The 16,446-nt window shown below is 51.3% G+C and carries 29 protein-coding genes; 2 read left to right on the top strand and 27 right to left on the bottom strand.

The window, feature by feature from the left end:
- Nucleotides 1-147 precede the first annotated feature (147 nt).
- A complete protein-coding gene (locus ACZ5BW_RS04260) occupies nucleotides 148-978 on the bottom strand; it encodes a methane monooxygenase/ammonia monooxygenase subunit C (protein WP_464540292.1) in 831 nt (276 codons plus the stop codon).
- A 697-nt stretch (nucleotides 979-1,675) separates the two neighbouring features.
- Between ACZ5BW_RS04260 and gluQRS the strand changes: the two genes are divergently transcribed.
- Together gluQRS and ACZ5BW_RS04250 are read left to right on the top strand one after the other, a co-directional pair.
- Nucleotides 1,676-2,587: a tRNA glutamyl-Q(34) synthetase GluQRS gene (gene gluQRS / locus ACZ5BW_RS04255; protein ID WP_464542846.1), complete on the top strand. Its 912-nt coding sequence runs from the start codon at nucleotides 1,676-1,678 to the stop codon at nucleotides 2,585-2,587.
- 178 nt (nucleotides 2,588-2,765) lie between these two features.
- Complete coding sequence (locus ACZ5BW_RS04250; protein ID WP_464542843.1) at nucleotides 2,766-3,893, top strand: NAD(P)/FAD-dependent oxidoreductase; 1,128 nt, start codon at nucleotides 2,766-2,768, stop codon at nucleotides 3,891-3,893.
- A gap of 58 nt (nucleotides 3,894-3,951) precedes the next feature.
- On the opposite strand, the gene ACZ5BW_RS04245 is transcribed toward ACZ5BW_RS04250, so the two are convergent.
- The 26 genes from ACZ5BW_RS04245 to rpsS form a co-directional block, all read right to left on the bottom strand.
- Nucleotides 3,952-4,374 carry a hypothetical protein gene (locus ACZ5BW_RS04245; RefSeq protein ID WP_464542841.1) on the bottom strand — a complete coding sequence of 141 codons (423 nt, stop codon included), beginning with the start codon at nucleotides 4,372-4,374 and terminating at the stop codon, nucleotides 3,952-3,954.
- Nucleotides 4,375-4,434: 60 nt separating this feature from the next.
- Nucleotides 4,435-4,794, bottom strand: a complete 360-nt coding sequence (locus ACZ5BW_RS04240; RefSeq protein WP_464542839.1) for a hypothetical protein — start codon at nucleotides 4,792-4,794, stop codon at nucleotides 4,435-4,437.
- Nucleotides 4,795-5,021: 227 nt separating this feature from the next.
- The gene (gene rplQ / locus ACZ5BW_RS04235) at nucleotides 5,022-5,408 is read right to left on the bottom strand and encodes a 50S ribosomal protein L17 (RefSeq protein WP_074971948.1); all 387 of its coding nucleotides are present in this window, start codon (nucleotides 5,406-5,408) and stop codon (nucleotides 5,022-5,024) included.
- On the bottom strand, nucleotides 5,395-6,399 hold the full coding sequence (locus tag ACZ5BW_RS04230; RefSeq protein WP_464542836.1) for a DNA-directed RNA polymerase subunit alpha: 1,005 nt from the start codon (nucleotides 6,397-6,399) through the stop codon (nucleotides 5,395-5,397). Before ACZ5BW_RS04230 ends, rplQ begins: the two co-directional genes overlap by 14 nt.
- Nucleotides 6,400-6,432: 33 nt before the next feature.
- Complete coding sequence (gene rpsD / locus ACZ5BW_RS04225) at nucleotides 6,433-7,059, bottom strand: 30S ribosomal protein S4 (RefSeq protein ID WP_464542834.1); 627 nt, start codon at nucleotides 7,057-7,059, stop codon at nucleotides 6,433-6,435.
- A 9-nt stretch (nucleotides 7,060-7,068) separates the two neighbouring features.
- Nucleotides 7,069-7,458, bottom strand: a complete 390-nt coding sequence (gene rpsK / locus ACZ5BW_RS04220) for a 30S ribosomal protein S11 (RefSeq protein WP_011380146.1) — start codon at nucleotides 7,456-7,458, stop codon at nucleotides 7,069-7,071.
- A 44-nt stretch (nucleotides 7,459-7,502) separates the two neighbouring features.
- Complete coding sequence (gene rpsM / locus ACZ5BW_RS04215; RefSeq protein ID WP_074971954.1) at nucleotides 7,503-7,880, bottom strand: 30S ribosomal protein S13; 378 nt, start codon at nucleotides 7,878-7,880, stop codon at nucleotides 7,503-7,505.
- Nucleotides 7,881-7,931: 51 nt separating this feature from the next.
- Nucleotides 7,932-8,045, bottom strand: coding sequence for a 50S ribosomal protein L36 (rpmJ, locus tag ACZ5BW_RS04210; protein ID WP_074746766.1), 114 nt, complete (start codon nucleotides 8,043-8,045; stop codon nucleotides 7,932-7,934).
- A gap of 17 nt (nucleotides 8,046-8,062) precedes the next feature.
- The gene (infA, locus tag ACZ5BW_RS04205; RefSeq protein ID WP_011380144.1) at nucleotides 8,063-8,281 is read right to left on the bottom strand and encodes a translation initiation factor IF-1; all 219 of its coding nucleotides are present in this window, start codon (nucleotides 8,279-8,281) and stop codon (nucleotides 8,063-8,065) included.
- Nucleotides 8,282-8,298: 17 nt separating this feature from the next.
- Entirely contained in the window at nucleotides 8,299-9,627 is a 1,329-nt protein-coding gene (gene secY / locus ACZ5BW_RS04200) for a preprotein translocase subunit SecY (protein ID WP_074708386.1), read from the bottom strand.
- Nucleotides 9,628-9,644: 17 nt separating this feature from the next.
- The gene (rplO, locus tag ACZ5BW_RS04195; RefSeq protein ID WP_133668255.1) at nucleotides 9,645-10,076 is read right to left on the bottom strand and encodes a 50S ribosomal protein L15; all 432 of its coding nucleotides are present in this window, start codon (nucleotides 10,074-10,076) and stop codon (nucleotides 9,645-9,647) included.
- Nucleotides 10,077-10,265 carry a 50S ribosomal protein L30 gene (gene rpmD, locus ACZ5BW_RS04190; protein ID WP_464542827.1) on the bottom strand — a complete coding sequence of 63 codons (189 nt, stop codon included), beginning with the start codon at nucleotides 10,263-10,265 and terminating at the stop codon, nucleotides 10,077-10,079. It lies immediately after the preceding gene.
- Nucleotides 10,262-10,804 (bottom strand): 30S ribosomal protein S5, encoded by a 543-nt coding sequence (gene rpsE / locus ACZ5BW_RS04185; RefSeq protein WP_074971960.1) that lies wholly within the window; start codon nucleotides 10,802-10,804, stop codon nucleotides 10,262-10,264. The genes rpmD and rpsE overlap by 4 nt, the downstream gene beginning before the upstream one ends.
- A gap of 13 nt (nucleotides 10,805-10,817) precedes the next feature.
- Nucleotides 10,818-11,174 carry a 50S ribosomal protein L18 gene (gene rplR, locus ACZ5BW_RS04180; RefSeq protein WP_074746762.1) on the bottom strand — a complete coding sequence of 119 codons (357 nt, stop codon included), beginning with the start codon at nucleotides 11,172-11,174 and terminating at the stop codon, nucleotides 10,818-10,820.
- Nucleotides 11,175-11,181: 7 nt separating this feature from the next.
- Entirely contained in the window at nucleotides 11,182-11,715 is a 534-nt protein-coding gene (rplF, locus tag ACZ5BW_RS04175; protein ID WP_464542824.1) for a 50S ribosomal protein L6, read from the bottom strand.
- A gap of 11 nt (nucleotides 11,716-11,726) precedes the next feature.
- Complete coding sequence (gene rpsH, locus ACZ5BW_RS04170) at nucleotides 11,727-12,122, bottom strand: 30S ribosomal protein S8 (protein WP_464542822.1); 396 nt, start codon at nucleotides 12,120-12,122, stop codon at nucleotides 11,727-11,729.
- Between the two features lie 146 nt (nucleotides 12,123-12,268).
- Nucleotides 12,269-12,574: a 30S ribosomal protein S14 gene (gene rpsN / locus ACZ5BW_RS04165; RefSeq protein ID WP_464542820.1), complete on the bottom strand. Its 306-nt coding sequence runs from the start codon at nucleotides 12,572-12,574 to the stop codon at nucleotides 12,269-12,271.
- A gap of 6 nt (nucleotides 12,575-12,580) precedes the next feature.
- Nucleotides 12,581-13,120 carry a 50S ribosomal protein L5 gene (rplE, locus tag ACZ5BW_RS04160; RefSeq protein ID WP_464542818.1) on the bottom strand — a complete coding sequence of 180 codons (540 nt, stop codon included), beginning with the start codon at nucleotides 13,118-13,120 and terminating at the stop codon, nucleotides 12,581-12,583.
- A 34-nt stretch (nucleotides 13,121-13,154) separates the two neighbouring features.
- Nucleotides 13,155-13,472 (bottom strand): 50S ribosomal protein L24, encoded by a 318-nt coding sequence (gene rplX, locus ACZ5BW_RS04155; protein ID WP_464542816.1) that lies wholly within the window; start codon nucleotides 13,470-13,472, stop codon nucleotides 13,155-13,157.
- 22 nt (nucleotides 13,473-13,494) lie between these two features.
- The gene (gene rplN, locus ACZ5BW_RS04150; protein WP_011380133.1) at nucleotides 13,495-13,863 is read right to left on the bottom strand and encodes a 50S ribosomal protein L14; all 369 of its coding nucleotides are present in this window, start codon (nucleotides 13,861-13,863) and stop codon (nucleotides 13,495-13,497) included.
- A 199-nt stretch (nucleotides 13,864-14,062) separates the two neighbouring features.
- A complete protein-coding gene (gene rpsQ / locus ACZ5BW_RS04145) occupies nucleotides 14,063-14,329 on the bottom strand; it encodes a 30S ribosomal protein S17 (protein ID WP_074971971.1) in 267 nt (88 codons plus the stop codon).
- Entirely contained in the window at nucleotides 14,326-14,526 is a 201-nt protein-coding gene (gene rpmC / locus ACZ5BW_RS04140) for a 50S ribosomal protein L29 (RefSeq protein ID WP_464542812.1), read from the bottom strand. Before rpmC ends, rpsQ begins: the two co-directional genes overlap by 4 nt.
- 2 nt (nucleotides 14,527-14,528) lie before the next feature.
- Nucleotides 14,529-14,945 carry a 50S ribosomal protein L16 gene (gene rplP, locus ACZ5BW_RS04135; protein ID WP_011380130.1) on the bottom strand — a complete coding sequence of 139 codons (417 nt, stop codon included), beginning with the start codon at nucleotides 14,943-14,945 and terminating at the stop codon, nucleotides 14,529-14,531.
- Nucleotides 14,929-15,789, bottom strand: coding sequence for a 30S ribosomal protein S3 (gene rpsC / locus ACZ5BW_RS04130; RefSeq protein ID WP_113067109.1), 861 nt, complete (start codon nucleotides 15,787-15,789; stop codon nucleotides 14,929-14,931). Before rpsC ends, rplP begins: the two co-directional genes overlap by 17 nt.
- 15 nt (nucleotides 15,790-15,804) lie before the next feature.
- On the bottom strand, nucleotides 15,805-16,152 hold the full coding sequence (rplV, locus tag ACZ5BW_RS04125; RefSeq protein WP_011380128.1) for a 50S ribosomal protein L22: 348 nt from the start codon (nucleotides 16,150-16,152) through the stop codon (nucleotides 15,805-15,807).
- Between the two features lie 11 nt (nucleotides 16,153-16,163).
- Nucleotides 16,164-16,445: a 30S ribosomal protein S19 gene (gene rpsS / locus ACZ5BW_RS04120; protein ID WP_464542807.1), complete on the bottom strand. Its 282-nt coding sequence runs from the start codon at nucleotides 16,443-16,445 to the stop codon at nucleotides 16,164-16,166.
- Nucleotide 16,446 lies beyond the last annotated feature (1 nt).

Raw genomic sequence — 16,446 nt, 5'->3', positions numbered from 1 at the left:
TTCCCCTTTTGCTCCAGGTGCCGCCGCCTCGCATTGCTTGAGCTTGCCTGGTTGTGTTACCGCTGGCCGCATCGCTCTTCCGTGCGGGAGCGATGCGGCCAGGTGCTGCTCACTGCGTATCTCACTGCGTATGGCAGCGAGTCAATCCTAAAACTTCTTGTCGTACGGTACGATGCGGTTGTTGAGGATGACTTTGCTCTGGCCGTTCCAGACGACGTCCGTCAGGTTGGAGTAGCGGGTGATGATCTGGGCCGCAATCCCGCCTGCAAACAATCCCGACCAGCCCAGTATCACGAAGCCCCAGTGCAGCGGTGCGCTGAAGAGTTCTTCCATGAACCAGAAGGCGTGGCCCCATTCGTTCAACCCTACGTTCGGCAGGATCATGAGCGGCCCTGCAATGGCCATGACCAGCGGGAACGAGGTGCCGCGCGAATACAGCGGCAGGCGTGTCATCGCATACAGGTAGCTCGCTATCCCGCAGACGATGTACATCGGGAAGGAGCCGTAGAACACTACTACGTGACTTGGCGTGAAGCTCGTGTCACGGATGATGACCTGGTGCCAGGAGGCGTCCTGTTCGGTAAAGAAGCTGCCGCCCCAGTACACGCCAAACAGGTATACGCCCAGCCACATCATCCAGTAGAAGTAGCGCTTGACTTCAAGCTTCGGATCAAGATTGTCCAACTGCTCCTTGGTGTCGCGCGTCTTCCAGATCCACCCCCAGGTGATGAGCGCAAACAGCGGCATCACGATCATGTGCACACGCCACAAGCCCATCCACACTTTCTCGAACTCGGGTTCCATCGAGTCCATCCCGTGCGAGTAGGCAAACGTGCGCTGGTACCAGATCCAGAATATCGCTACCGCCAGCATCGTGATCAGACCAAACTTGTACCACTTCGAGTCATACCACAGCGACATGTCGTAGTCCCGGCCACTCGTCTTGGCCTGGCTCGACGTTCCCATCGTTGTTGCCATTTTGCTTCCTCCTGCTATCTTGTTAATCAAGTACTGCCTTGCTTCCAGCAGCCGCTTCCTCCCTCTCCAACCCCGGCAGAAGCGCTTGCCCTTCATGCTGCCTGATACTTCCAACTTCCGATATCCGCTTGCTGCCGCTTCCACTACCCAAAAAATGGCTTGCAAGAACAAACAACAAACTGTCGCTTACTTCCCAATACCGGTAGCGCTAAATAGCGGCAACCAGACCATACCCCAAATCCCTCCCTGGTACCACCTATATTGCCACTACCAGTACTTTACATACCCATAAGCCCGTAAAGACTACTCCCCGTCCCGCACTTAAGTCAAGCAGTTTGTCAGAGAGCAAATAGGGCAAACTTCGTGCCAAAATGCACATCCTGCTTCTGAAATCCCAACATGGGCAAATCGCATAAGCTGAAATCACCGCCTTCCATGAGCTGCCGAGAAATTCCAGTTCCAGTTCTAGTTTCGGGGTTTCGGCAGTATAAGCCCACCTTGCTAAAGAGGTTATAGAATTTCGTTCTTTCCCATACCTGGTTTCTCTGCCTATTCGGCAAGATCATAGTAACTCGATCCCATATGTTTCGTTATTTGAGTATACTCATCATGTTACCTCCCCTGAATAGAGCGATTGGAGAATAGGAACCTGATGGTTCAATGGATATTGTGAGACTCCATTAATCAGGATTAACGGGTGGAAAATGCCTTCCCTCTCTCGCCGGTCTATCGTGGTCGGTTTGCACCCTCTCCTACCGGACCGTTGCATTTTGGCTCTCTTGTCACTGCTGTAGGCAGCTATCTGGAGGCAAAATCACGGGGCGGCGAATGGCTGGTCAGAATCGAGAATCTCGATACGGCGCGGGAAATTCCAGGTGCTTCAGAAGAGATTTTGAATACCCTGTATCTCCTTGGGATGGAATGGGATGGCCCAGTGGTATATCAAGAACGACGACAGGACGCCTATCAGGCGGCTTTGAGGGCACTTGATAAGCAGGATCTGATTTACTCTTGCAGTTGTAGCCGTAAGGAAATTGCCGATTCCTCGGTTCTTGGGATAGAAGGGCCTGTCTACCCCGGAACTTGCCGCGACCGCAAACATGAACCAGAATTTTCCGGTGCATGGCGACTATATACAAATAATGATCTGATTGAATTTGAAGACGCAGTACAAGGCATACGGCAACAACGGCTCCAGCACGACATAGGCGATTTTGTGATACGTCGCGCAGACGGGGTTTTTGCTTACCAGCTGGCGGTCGTGGTGGATGACGCTGAACAGGGTATTACGCACGTGGTGCGGGGAGGTGATTTACTGAACTCGACTCCCCGGCAGATTCACCTGCAAAAACTACTAGGCTACTCCATCCCCTTCTATATGCACCTCCCAGTGGTGGTCAACGCACGGGGCGAAAAACTCAGTAAACAGACACAGGCAGCGCCAGTGGACATTTCGCATCCCGTTTTGCAGCTCGTGAAAGCCATCCGGTTTCTCGGCCAGACGCCACCGCCGGAAGTAAGCGAGAGCAGCTTGAGGTCATTCTGGATGTGGGCAATCGAAAATTGGAATCGGGAGGCAATTCCAAAAAACATGTCACTCATGTTTTAACCAGAGCGAATTTGCCCGACGGATAATGACGGATAATAGATGAAATGAAAACCGGCTACCAAGCTGCCAGCACTACCGGTTTAGAGAACGAATCTATATCGGAGAAACACAAGAAATACGCGACTTTATCGTCTTTTCAAGGAAGAACGTGCCCTTTCTGCCATTTTACATACCTAGATTGAAGCGACTCAAGATTGTCGTGGTCGGCGGAGGCTATTCCGGCATCGCGGCACTGGTTACCCTCTTGCGTCACATGCCGGAAGCTGATGTCGTCATCATTGATCCCCGGTTCGAACATCTCAAGATCACTCATCTGCACGAGACTTTCCGATATCCACTGGACGATTTCCTGATTCCGTTTTCCACGCTGGAAAATCGTTTTGGCTGCCGCCACGTTTGCGCGGAATTGAACCCGAGTGAACCGGTTCTGCGGCAGTGGCAGAGCAATAGATTCCTTGAAGTCAATAATGAAATACTGGAATTTGACTATCTGCTCCTCGCCTCGGGCTCTCCTGTAATGCAGGTGAATAAACCGGAGAATGTCTTTGATCTGCTCGACTTCATGGCAATATCGGGTTCCGATTTGTTCCATGAGTGGTTAAACCAACCCGGTGCAATCGGGCGATCTGTTTCAGTGATAGGCGGGGGAGCAACGGGAATTCAATTTCTTTTTGAAATCGCTCATTTCCTCAAGCGCTATCAAATCGGGTGCAATCTGCGTCTTGTCCATGGCGAGAACCGGGTACTCAACCAGTTCCCCATCGGTTTTTCCACCTATACCCAGTCCAAGATGACCGAACTGGGGATCGAATTTTTTCCTGATACCCGTTATCTCGGACAACAGGGGGAGCAGATTCTATTGGGAGATAACCTGACGGGGCGCGAGTTTACTATGCCCTCCTCAATCTCCTTCCTGTTCATTGGTAAAAAGCTGGAAACACCATTTTCTGCCAACATCTTTGGACAGGTAGTGGTTGAAGGCACGGTGTTGCCGAACATTTTTGCGGCGGGAGATTGCTGCATCTATCGTGCTCCAGGCTCCAATACTATGACTGCCCAATCCGCGGTAAGAAAAGGAATGCTTTCCGCCCGGAATATACTGCGTCACTCAGGCGCCTTGCGATTGCTTGAGCCTTACCTTCATCGGGATTTAGGTTATGTAGTGAGCCTCGGACCAATGGACGCAATAGGCTGGCTGGCATTGGAAGGCAATGTGGTTGGAGGCATGCCGGCAATGGTGATCAAGGAGTTGGTCGAAGCGCAATATGATTTGCTGCTGACAGGGCTTGACACCTACCTGGTTTGAAGAAAAAGAAAATCTGCGTACTACTCGAAGCCGACAGAAAAAAGGAAAAATAGTCAAATCACTGTTTTCGGAGAATGGAGGACACCGCCAGTCCCTGTTGAAGCCACTTTTCGACTACATATTCATAAAACCGTTGATTACTCTGCACGTCACAGTTCGTTATTGCCAGCGCTTTTCCTTTATCTGTCAGGAGCACATGACCAAGATCAAGTTGATTGCCGGCTTCCTCGAGGAATCGTACTTTTGTCGGTCGTCCGAAATAAAACAAACGTGTGTGTTGACCAAGCCCTTTCTTTACATATCCCGCTGGGTTCACAGATATCAAACCAGCTGCTTCCAGTGCTTTCAATGTTGGCAATGTAATGCCCTGGTCTGAATAAACCTCATGGCTGAGGTCATATATAAGAGGTATCAGTTGTCCTTGCATCCAGAGGAACTGGCAAAGAGATGCAAAAACTTCCCTGTTTTCGCCCTGCTCCAAGTCCGCCTTCCTGTGATCACCCGGCGACCCGAAAAAGGAGATACCGGTTATAAGGCTCCATTATGAGATATGTTTCTCGGCGTCTCTGACAACAGGTGCATTTTTTTTGCTCTTACCACCGCGGCGGGCAATTTCCTGGTCAAGTTTTTCGAGAAACTGGATATTCTTCTTTTGTTGTTTATCACCCTTGTACCATGAAAAACATGCAAGAGTCCCGAGAACAACCAGAAGGACATTTACTGCTGCCGGTCCCCCGAAGAACATATCCATGAGCCCGGTGAGAACAGAAAAAGCGCCCATGAATCCCGTCCAGTTCAGGAATCTGTTCGCCCATGTGGGCTCCTGCCGTTTAACACACCAGGTTTGTAGTTTCTCACGGACCGAATTAAGTTCCTCATCAGTCCAATCTGCAAGTTCCATCAGGGCCGTCCTATCTGAACAGGAAAAAATTAATTGTGTCTTTAGATGCGGATTCCGGGATAGACGCAACTTCGGTATAAAATCGGAATGCAGACTTCGTATATCCGAACAGCCTGACGCACATGACCGGAATCTGGATCTTATGTCGTCCGCTGTAAATTATAATAGGGTAATACAAAAAAGCCGGGGTGACCCGGCTTTTTTCTTCCAAAAACTGCCTAACTTGCCTAACCTTCCGTGTCCGTGGCTGGCCGTTCCGGGCGGTCCATCAATTCAACCAGCGCCATAGGTGCGTTATCGCCCTTTCGGAATCCAAACTTGAGAATACGCAGATATCCGCCATTGCGAGTCTGGTAGCGAGGACCCAGTTCGCTAAACAGTTTTCCAACCATGTCACGATCCCGCAACCGGTCAAATGCAAGTCGACGATTAGCCAGCGACGGTTTCTTCCCCAGCGTTATCATCGGCTCAATAACTCGACGCAACTCTTTGGCCTTGGGTAAAGTCGTTTTTATAATCTCATGCCGTAACAGCGAGTTGGTCATGTTCCGCAACATGGCCGAGCGGTGACTGCTCGTGCGATTAAGCTTCCTTAGTCCATTATGGTGCCGCATGACTTGTATCCTTTTTACCCTTATCAAGATTGGCAGGTGGCCAGCTTTCCAGCTTCATACCCAGTGTCAACCCACGAGAAGCAAGTACTTCCTTGATTTCGTTCAAGGATTTCCGTCCCAGATTGGGGGTTTTCAATAGCTCGGTTTCCGTCCGCTGAATCAGGTCGCCAATATAGTATATATTTTCCGCTTTGAGGCAATTCGCGGAACGTACGGTGAGCTCAAGATCATCCACCGGCCGAAGCAGTACCGGATCAATCTGAGGTAATTTCGGCTGTTCCACGGGCAACGGCGTGCCTTTGAGGTCCGCAAATACGGAGAGTTGCTCAACCAGGACTTTTGCCGCATATCGGATCGCTTCTTCGGGATCAACGACACCGTTGGTCTCGATGTCCATGACCAGCTTGTCCAGATCGGTACGTTGTTCAACCCGTGCGCTTTCCACGGCATAACTTACTCGCCGTACAGGACTGAAAGATGCATCCAGCAGAATGCTGCCGATAGTGCGACTTTCGCGCGCCAACTGGCGGACAGTTCCAGGCACGTAGCCCCGTCCCATTTCCACCTTGATCTGCATATCCAGCTTGCCGCCGGCCGTAAGGTGGGCAACAATATGGTCGGGATTAATGATCTCGACATCATGTCCTCCCTCGATATCGCCCGCAGTAACCGTTCCCTCCCCTTTTCTGCTCAGGGTCAGAAGTGCCTCTGTACGGTTGTGCAATTTCAGGACAATACCCTTGAGATTGAGCAGGATATCAACCACGTCTTCCTGCACGCCGTCCAGGGCCGAGTATTCGTGGACGACACCACTGATCTGAACTTCTGTTGGCGCAAATCCCGGCATCGATGAAAGCAGGATACGTCGTAGCGCGTTGCCCAACGTATGGCCATAGCCGCGCTCGAACGGCTCCATGGTGATTCGGGCATGGAGCGGTGATATATTCTGCACATCGATAATACGCGGCGTAAGAAAGGTGTTACTTTGCATAGCCTGATCCTTTTGCGGAAACGTGGCAACTCATTACTTGGAATACAATTCAATTACGAGAGATTCATTAATGCTTGACGGTAAGTCGGATCTCTCGGGTTTGTTCTTGAAAGTTCCCTTCATGGCTTTAGTGTCCACCTCCAGCCATTCCGGAAAGTGCCGCTGCTCGGCAGCTTCCACGGATGCCTTGATGCGCAAATGATTCTTTGCCTTCTCTGTAACCTCTATGACATCCCCCGGTTTTACCTGATAGGAAGGAATATTGATTCTCCTGCCATTTACCAGAATCCCGTTATGACGGACAATCTGACGTGCTTCGGACCGCGATGCACCAAACCCCATGCGATAGGAAACCGTGTCAAGCCGGCATTCCAGTAATTGGAGAAGATTTTCGCCGGTAACGCCGCGCTGCCTCTCCGCAAGCTCGTAACTGTTACGGAATTGACGCTCCAGCACTCCATATATCCGGCGCAGCTTCTGCTTTTCGCGTAGTTGCACGCCGTAGTCCGATAGACGACCGCTTTTCTGGCCGTGCTGCCCGGGCGCGTAATTTCGGCGCTCAATAGCGCACTTATCGGTAAAACATTTCTCACCTTTAAGGAACAGCTTCTCACCCTCACGTCGGCATTGACGGCATTTGGGATCAAGATTTCTCGCCACAGTAACTCCTTAAATACGACGTTTCTTCGGCGGCCGACAGCCGTTATGTGGAACGGGCGTCACATCCGAAATACTGGTAATTTTAAAACCGGCTGCATTCAGTGCACGCACTGCGGACTCCCGCCCTGGTCCCGGACCTTTTATACGCACTTCGAGGTTCTTTACCCCGTATTCCTGTGCAGCCCTGCCGGCTTGCTCGGCTGCAACCTGGGCGGCAAACGGTGTACTTTTGCGGGACCCCTTAAAACCTGCCCCTCCGGAAGTAGCCCACGATAGCGCGTTCCCCTGACGGTCCGTTATCGTCACAATAGTGTTATTAAACGAAGCATGTACATGCGCAATACCTTCTGCTACATTCTTCTTGACTTTCTTGCGTACTCGCGTGGCTGCTTTTACCATATTGATCTATCCTTCTGCCCTGCCATTCGGTTGGCTGCTAAAATTTATCTTCCTGCCTTGGCGCTGGAAGCACGGACGGCCTTCCTGGGTCCCTTCCGCGTCCTGGCATTCGTGCGGGTACGCTGCCCCCGTACCGGGAGACCACGACGATGACGCAATCCCCGGTAGCAGCCGAGGTCCATCAAGCGTTTGATATTCATTGAAACTTCCCGCCGGAGATCGCCTTCGACCACAAATTTCGCGACGTTGTCCCGCAACTTGTCCATTTGCGCGTCGGTTACGTCTTTCATCTTGGTCGATACGCTTATTCCAGACGCCTCACAAATCTCACGAGCTCTCGCACGACCAATGCCATAAATTGCTGTCAGCGCAATTTCAGCATGCTGATGATTGGGGATGTTTACTCCAGCAATACGGGCCATACGTTTTCCTACAAAAATTTTGGATTATAACTCTTAGAATGCGTAGCCGAATCAACCCTGACGCTGTTTATGCCTCGGATCTGTGCAAATCACTCGCACTATCCGGTTGCGTCTGATAATTTTGCAATTCCGGCAAATTTTTTTTACTGATGCCAGTACTTTCATTATTTACCCCTCTCCGGCTATTTGGCGCGAAACGTAATGCGCGCCCTGCTCAAATCGTATGGTGTCAGATCTACCGTTACCTTGTCTCCCGGCAGAATCCGAATGTAGTGCATCCGCATCTTGCCGGAAATATGTCCCAGCACTATATGTCCGTTTTCCAGCTTGACCCGAAACGTCGCATTCGGCAACGTTTCCAGTATCTCGCCCTGCATTTGTATGGTTTCTTCCTTTGCCATCCTATCCTTGATGCACTTTATCTCGCCGGCAATCCGCCACCGCCCTTGAAGTTGGTTTTTTTCAACAGGCTCTCATACTGGTGAGACATGATGTAGGCTTGCACCTGGGCCATGAAATCCATCGTTACCACGACGATAATAAGCAGGGAAGTTCCACCAAAATAAAATGGAACATTCCACTTCAAAATCAAAAATTCCGGCAACAGACACACGAGCGTTACGTAGATCGCGCCGGTGAGCGTAAGGCGTAACATGATGCGCTCGATATATCGTGCCGTTTGATCACCTGGTCGAATGCCAGGAATGAATGCTCCGCTCTTTTTCAGGTTCTCCGCAGTTTCTTTGGGGTTGAACACCAGCGCCGTATAAAAAAAGCAGAAGAATATGATCATGGCCGCGTACATGATCACGTAAACCGGCTGACCGGGCGATAGCGCCCCGCTTATATCCTTCAGCCAGTCCATTGATTCCCCCGTCGAAAACCAACCAGCCAGCGTAGCGGGAAACAATATTATGCTGGAAGCAAAGATCGGCGGAATCACGCCGGACATGTTCAGCTTAAGCGGCAAGTGAGAGCTTTGACCGCCATAAACCTTACGTCCGACCTGACGCTTTGCATAATTCACCAGTATCTTGCGTTGCCCCCGCTCGACAAAGACAACGAATCCCGTAACAACCGTAGCCGCCACGAAAATTCCAAGCGCCACCAGAAAGTGCATGGCGCCCGTTCGCACCAGCTCCAGCGTGCCTCCAATTGCACTAGGAAGACCTGCAGCGATCCCGGCAAATATGATGAGCGAAATTCCGTTGCCAATGCCGCGTTCGGTAATCTGTTCTCCCAGCCACATGAGAAATATGGTGCCTGTCACCAATGTTATAACCGTGGTCAGCAGGAACATCGGGCCGGGCTCGATCACCAGGCCAGGCTGGGACTGTAGTGCGATCGAGATGCCATAACCCTGAACCAGCGCCAAACCGAGAGTACCATACCGGGTGTACTGGGTAATCTTTCTGCGCCCTGACTCACCCTCTTTCTTCAGTGCCTCGAGATAAGGGAATGCCACGGTGCCCAACTGCATGATAATCGATGCCGAAATGTACGGCATGATGCCCAGGGCAAATATCGAAAAGCGGGATAGGGCGCCACCAGAAAACATGTTGAACATGCCCAGGATGCCGCCCTGCTGCGATTCGAACAGATCCTTCAGTACAACCGGATCAATACCGGGCACCGGCACATGCGCGCCAATACGGTAGACAACCAATGCGAACAGCAAAAACCATAACCGTCGCTTCAAGTCACCGAGTTTTCCGGAGAGTCCCCGCAGGGAGTCGCTAGCGGCCAATATATATCCTCTCGTACTTATTCAACGCTACCGCCGGCAGCTTCAATGGCTGCTTTCGCGCCCTTGGTCACCGGGATGCCCTGAAGCTTCACTGCGCGCTCGATCTTTCCCGAAAGTATTACCTTGACGTTCAGGGCGGAACCGGAAACGAGTCCTGCCTGCTTCAGGATCAGGATATCGATGGTATCGCCCGGTATTCTGCCAAGCGCTGACAGGCGCACCTCTGCATCATTCTTTTTTGTGGGTGAAACAAAGCCGCGCTTGGGCAATCGCCGTTGCAAGGGCATTTGACCCCCTTCAAAGCCGACTTTATGAAAACCGCCCGCGCGGGATTTCTGTCCCTTATGTCCTCGACCGGCGGTCTTGCCAAGACCGGAGCCGATACCACGACCTACCCGGCGCTTTGGATGCTTGGCGCCAGGGGCTGGTTTAATGGAATTCAGTTGCATCTAAACCTCACTCTTTACGAGGTAATAAATGGTATTGATCATGCCTCGCACCGCCGGGGTATCTTCCACTTCCACACTGCTGTTAATGTGACGTAGCCCCAATCCTCGGGCGGTTGCCCTATGTGCCTGTTTCGTTCCAATCAGACTCTTCACCAGGGTTACTTTTATCTTCTTCGGATTTTGCGTCATTTTTCCAACCCCAGAATCTCTTCGACGCTCTTGCCTCGCTTGGCGGCTATCTCAGCAGGATTGTTCATCGCCTGCAGGCCATTGAGAGTCGCACGGACGACATTGTATGGATTGGTCGAGCCAATACATTTGGCCAGGATATTGTGTACACCCATTACTTCAAATATTGCGCGCATGGGTCCGCCGGCAATGATGCCTGTTCCCTCGGATGCTGGTTGCATGTACACCTTGGCCGCGCCATGCCGGCCGATTACCGGGTGCTGGAGCGTTCCATTCTTGAGACTCACCTTGATCATCTTGCGGCGCGCCTCGTCCATCGCCTTTTGTACCGCTACGGGTACCTCGCGCGATTTACCCTTACCCATACCCACGCCACCATCGCCATTCCCGACAACCGTCAGAGCGGCGAAGCCCAGAATGCGTCCTCCTTTGACCACCTTGGTAACGCGATTGATGGCCACCATTTTTTCCTTGAGTCCATCTCCGCGGTCGTCTCCTGGAGCCATTTTGCCCTGCATCCGCCCCTGCATTTTAGCCATTATCGTTCCTCACTCAGAATTTGAGGCCGTTTTCACGGGCAGCGTCAGCCAATGCTTTCACACGCCCATGGTATTTGAAGCCTGAACGGTCGAACGCAACCGTCTCAATGCCGAGACCCCGAGCCTTCTCTGCAACCCTTTTACCCACGACTGCCGCTGCGGTAACCGTTCCCCCATTGGGAAGCTCCTTGCGCAGCTCCGGCTCCAGAGTAGATGCGCTGGCGAGCACCTTGCTACCAGAGCCGTCTATCAACTGCGCATAAATATGAGAATTGCTGCGATGAACTGCCAGTCGCACCACCTTCAATTCAGCAATTTTGGCACGCGTCTGCCGCGCACGCCGTAAACGGGATTCTATGGAATTCGGCATATTTACCCTATTTTTTCTTCGTTTCCTTCAGGACGATGACTTCGTCCGCATAGCGCACGCCCTTGCCTTTGTATGGCTCCGGCTCCCTGTAAGCACGCACGTCCGCAGCCACTTGTCCTACCTGCTGCTTATCCATGCCCTTGATGACAACCTCGGTCTGGCTGGGAGTCTCGACCTTGACACCTTCGGGCATCTTGTGGGCGATTGGATGAGAGAATCCTAACGTCAGATTAAGGACGTTATCCGCAGCCTGAGCGCGGTATCCTACGCCAACCAGAGTCAGCCTTTTCTCAAAACCGGTGGTAACGCCTTTCACCATATTGGCGATCAGCGCGCGCGTTGTCCCCCACATTGCGTTGGCATGCTTGGAATCATTTGCTGCTTTCACTACCAGGTTTTCGCCCTTGCGCTCAATCGAAATATCCGAAACAAGCTCGCGACGCAGGATACCCAACGGACCCTTTACCTCTACTTCTGACTCGGATAGCCTGACTTCGACATTTGCCGGAACTGAAACAGGATTTTTACCCACTCGAGACATTTTTTATATCCTTATGCCACGATGCATAACACTTCGCCGCCTACACCATTTGCGCGCGCTTTTCTTTCCGTCATTACGCCTTTCGACGTCGATACGATTGCCACCCCTAGGCCATTCATTACGTTGGGAAGTTTGTTACTGGCTTTATATATCCGCAAACCAGGACGACTGACACGCTCTATTTTTTCAATTACCGGACGTCCTGCGTAATACTTCAGACTGATATCCAGTATCGATTTTCCGTCGGCCTCATGAACTATAAAATCCTCGATATACCCCTCATCCTTCAGCACTTGAGCAATAGCTGCTTTGAGCTTGGAGGCAGGCATTACGACAGATGTTTTTTCAGACAGCTGCGCGTTACGAATCCGCGTCAGCATGTCTGCAATGGGATCACTCATGCTCATCTAGAATACCTCTGGAAATCCGACTTTCGTTACCGGCGAATACGAAATCCTTGAAACCACATTGACCATAATGGATCTGATCCATAAATTTACACGGCCTGTTCGATTCCTTGAATCAAACACCATTAATTATTACCCTCACTCGTCTACCAACTCGCCTTGATGATGCCCGGAATCTCTCCGCTCATGGCGATATCACGAAGCTTGCCACGACCCAACCCAAACTTGCTGTATACCCCCCGAGGACGGCCTGTGAGCGAGCAACGGTTGCGCAGCCGCACTGGGCTGGCATTGCGGGGCAACATCTGCAACTTGATCCTGGCCGAATGACGATCTTCCTCACCTACGCTGGCATCATTAATGATTGCCAATAGTTCAGCACGTCGCGCTTCGAATTTTTTTACGATTTTCCGACGTTTCAGATCACGGTTAATAACAGCTACCTTGGCCATGCGCCCTCAGTTTTTAAATGGAAATTTGAATGCCGCCAGTAATGCCTTTGCTTCCGCATCTGTCTTTGCAGTCGTGGTAATCGTGATGTTCATCCCCCGCAACGTATCGATTTTGTCATATTCGATCTCAGGGAAAATGATCTGCTCCTTTATACCCATATTATAATTGCCACGTCCATCGAACGATCTACCGGAAATACCGCGAAAGTCCCGAATACGCGGTATAGCGATATTCACCAGGCGGTCCAGGAATTCGTACATGCGAATGCGGCGCAGCGTAACCATGCAACCTACCGGATAGCCATCCCGAACCTTGAAGGTGGCAATGGATTTTCTAGCTTTCGTCACCACAGGCTTCTGGCCCGCAATTTTTTGCATGTCGCCCACGGCGTTATCCATGATTTTTTTGTCCGCGACCGCCTCGCCCACACCCATATTGAGGGTGATTTTGCGAATGCGCGGCACTTCCATCACGGACTTATAGCCAAACTGCTCCATCAACTGCTGGACTACAGTACTACGGTAATATTCTTGTAAACGTGCCATATATTGTTTTCCCCTAACCCTTGGGCCTTAACCCTTAGGCATCGATCAGATCCCCATTCGACCTGAAGCAGCGGGCCTTGCCTTTTCCTTCGACGGTTTTGAAACCTATCCGGTCTGCCTTCCGGGTTGCGGGATTGTAGATTGCAATGTTTGAAACCTGGATAGGACTGTCCATTTCGACGATTCCACCCGTGTCACCTTTATTCGGATTGGGTCGCTGATGCTTCTTGAGGCGATTGACACCTTCAACGACCACAAGATCCGGCTTCATGACGCGCAGCACTGTGCCACGCTTACCTTTGTCCTTGCCGGCGATGACAACTACGTCATCTCCCTTCTTTATTTTGCTCATGTTTGATTCCTTATCTCGCGCCCTATAGTACTTCAGGTGCGAGCGAAACAATTTTCATGAAACGTGCGGTACGCAACTCACGTGTAACAGGACCGAAAATACGCGTGCCGATTGGCTCCAGTTTGGCATTCAACAGTACCGCGGCGTTGCCATCGAACTTGATTAATGATCCATCCGCGCGACGCACCCCTTTTGAAGTTCGTACTACGACTGCGTTGTACACTTCACCTTTTTTGACGCGACCACGAGGCGCTACGTCCTTTACGCTGACTTTTATAATATCGCCAATACCGGCATAACGTCGCTTGGAACCGCCTAATACCTTTATACACATAAGCGACCGTGCGCCGGTGTTGTCAGCGACTTGCAGAATCGATTGCATTTGGATCATGATTTACTCACTCTCTCCAACTTTTCCAGCCGAACCAAAGGCTAGGATAGTATTGGAACCCGTTCGGGTTACGATGCCGCCAGCACTTACCGGCCGCAAAAAAATTAAGATATCTGAAAAATGAAGAGGCAGAATTATAAGACAACCGGATTACAAAAACAAGGAAGAAAATACTTCCCAAACCCGGTTTTGCTCGTAATCAACTCACCTGCTCGGCTTTCTGCATCAACTTGACGACACGCCAGGCTTTTGTTTTGGATAATGGACGGCACTCTTCTATCACCACCATGTCCCCGGTGTGAAACTCATTGGTTTCGTCATGAACATGATATTTTTTGGAGCGAACCATAATCTTTCCGTAAAGCGGGTGTCTGACCTTACGTTCAACCAGAACAGTAATAGTCTTATCCATTTTATCGCTTACCACTTTTCCGCTAAGAGTACGGTTTAAATTCGCTTCGCTCATGACTGCCTTGCCTTCTGGCTAAGAATGGTTCTGGTACGCGCTATATCCCGACGAATATTGCTCAGTTGGGAAGTATTGCTTAACTGCTGGGTTGCATGCTGCATCCGCAGACCAAACTGCGCCCTCAGCAACTCCAGCAACTCCTGCTGCAATTCCACGGAATTCTTGTTTCTCAGTTCCTTGGCTCTGGATTTCATGATTAACCGCCTACTTGTCGTACAACAAAAGTTGTCAGGATCGGAAGCTTGGCAGCTGCGAGCCGGAATGCCTGGCGAGCCAGCACCTCATCGACGCCGTCCATTTCATATAGCACTTTGCCTGGCTGAATTTCTGCCACAAAATACTCTGGATTACCTTTTCCGTTACCCATCCTGACTTCGGCAGGTTTATGTGAAATAGGCTTGTCCGGAAAAATACGAATCCAGATACGGCCGCCCCGCTTTATATGGCGGGTCATCGCACGCCGCGCAGCCTCGATCTGCCGGGCTGTCAAACGTCCCCGTCCTACGGCCTTGAGGCCGTATTCGCCAAAACTCACCTTGGCACCCCGGGTTGCAATGCCCTTGTTCCGCCCTTTTTGCTGCTTGCGATATTTTGTTCTAGCTGGCTGCTGCATCGTTCACTCCTGGCTTTACTGGCTTCTTTGCCGGCTTTGTGGCGGATTCCTCAGAACTGCTGTCAGACTTTCTGGGAGCTTTCTTCTCACCAGCTTTCCCGTCCGATCTGGCATCTGCTCTTCCCGCTGGCCTTCGCGGCGGACGCCTGGTTTCCGGTTCTCCCCCTGGAGGCAGGGTCTGCGTTGCGGCTGTGCCCGCGCCTGCCTGCTCACCTCGACCTATCACTTCACCCTTGAATACCCAGACCTTGATTCCGATCACGCCATAGGTTGTCTTGGCCTCGGAGACTCCATAATCGAGATCGGCCCGCAGTGTATGAAGGGGCACACGTCCTTCCCGATACCATTCGGTACGAGCAATTTCAATACCGTTCAACCGGCCTGAACTCATGATTTTGATACCCTGAGCACCCAGGCGCATCGCATTCTGCATGGCACGCTTCATTGCACGGCGAAACATGATGCGCTTTTCCAGTTGCTGTGCGATGTTGTCGGCAATCAGTTGCGCATCAATTTCCGGTTTGCGGATTTCTTCGATATTTACATGCACCGGGACACCCATGAGCTTTTGCAGCGCCCCCCGCAAAACTTCGATATCCTCGCCTTTCTTGCCTATCACTACCCCAGGGCGTGAACTGTAGATCGTGATACGCGCATTCTTCGATGGCCGTTCGATAACCACGCGACCGACAGACGCATGCGCCAGTTTCTTTTTCAAATATTCCCGAACCTTGATGTCTTCGTTCAGCATGCCGGGAAAATTTTTTCCGTTGGCATACCATTTGGATGACCAGTTCTTCAGGACGGAAAGCCGAAAACCTGTCGGATGTATTTTTTGTCCCATAATGCCTGTTCAGCCTTATTTTTTGTTGCTGGCTTTATCGCCAACAGTAAGAAGAATGTGACAAGTTGGCTTGACAATGCGATTGCCCCGCCCCTTGGCGCGCGCACTGGTACGCATGAGAGACGGCCCTCTGTCGACATATATCCTGGACACCTTCAGCTCATCTATGTCAGCCCCCTCGTTATGCTCGGCATTTGCGATAGCTGATTCGAGAAGCTTACGAATGATGACCGCAGCCTTTTTGGGACTGAACGCAAGCAGATTGAGCGCGCGCTCCACCGGCAGTCCACGGATCTGATCCGCAACGAGCCGGCCTTTCTGCTCGGACAACCTGACTCCGCGCAATACAGCAGTTGTTTCCATGATGATTATTCCTATTTCCTTCCAGTCGCTTTTCTATCGCCGGAATGCCCCTTGAAAGTACGTGTATGAGAAAACTCGCCGAGCTTGTGCCCAACCATGTTCTCAGTAACATATACCGGAACGTGCTGCTTTCCATTATGCACGGCAATCGTCAAGCCAATGAAATCCGGCAATACCGTTGAGCGTCGCGACCAGGTCTTGATAGGTCGCTTGTCATTGGTCGCACGCGCGGTCTCCACTTTGGACAGGAGGTGCAGATCAACAAATGGGCCTTTCTTTATAGAACGAGCCATG

The sequence above is a fragment of the Nitrosospira sp. TNL300 genome (assembly GCF_055385915.1).
The sequence above is the reverse complement of the archived record's forward strand: the minus strand, read 5'-3'. Positions and strand labels throughout refer to the sequence as shown.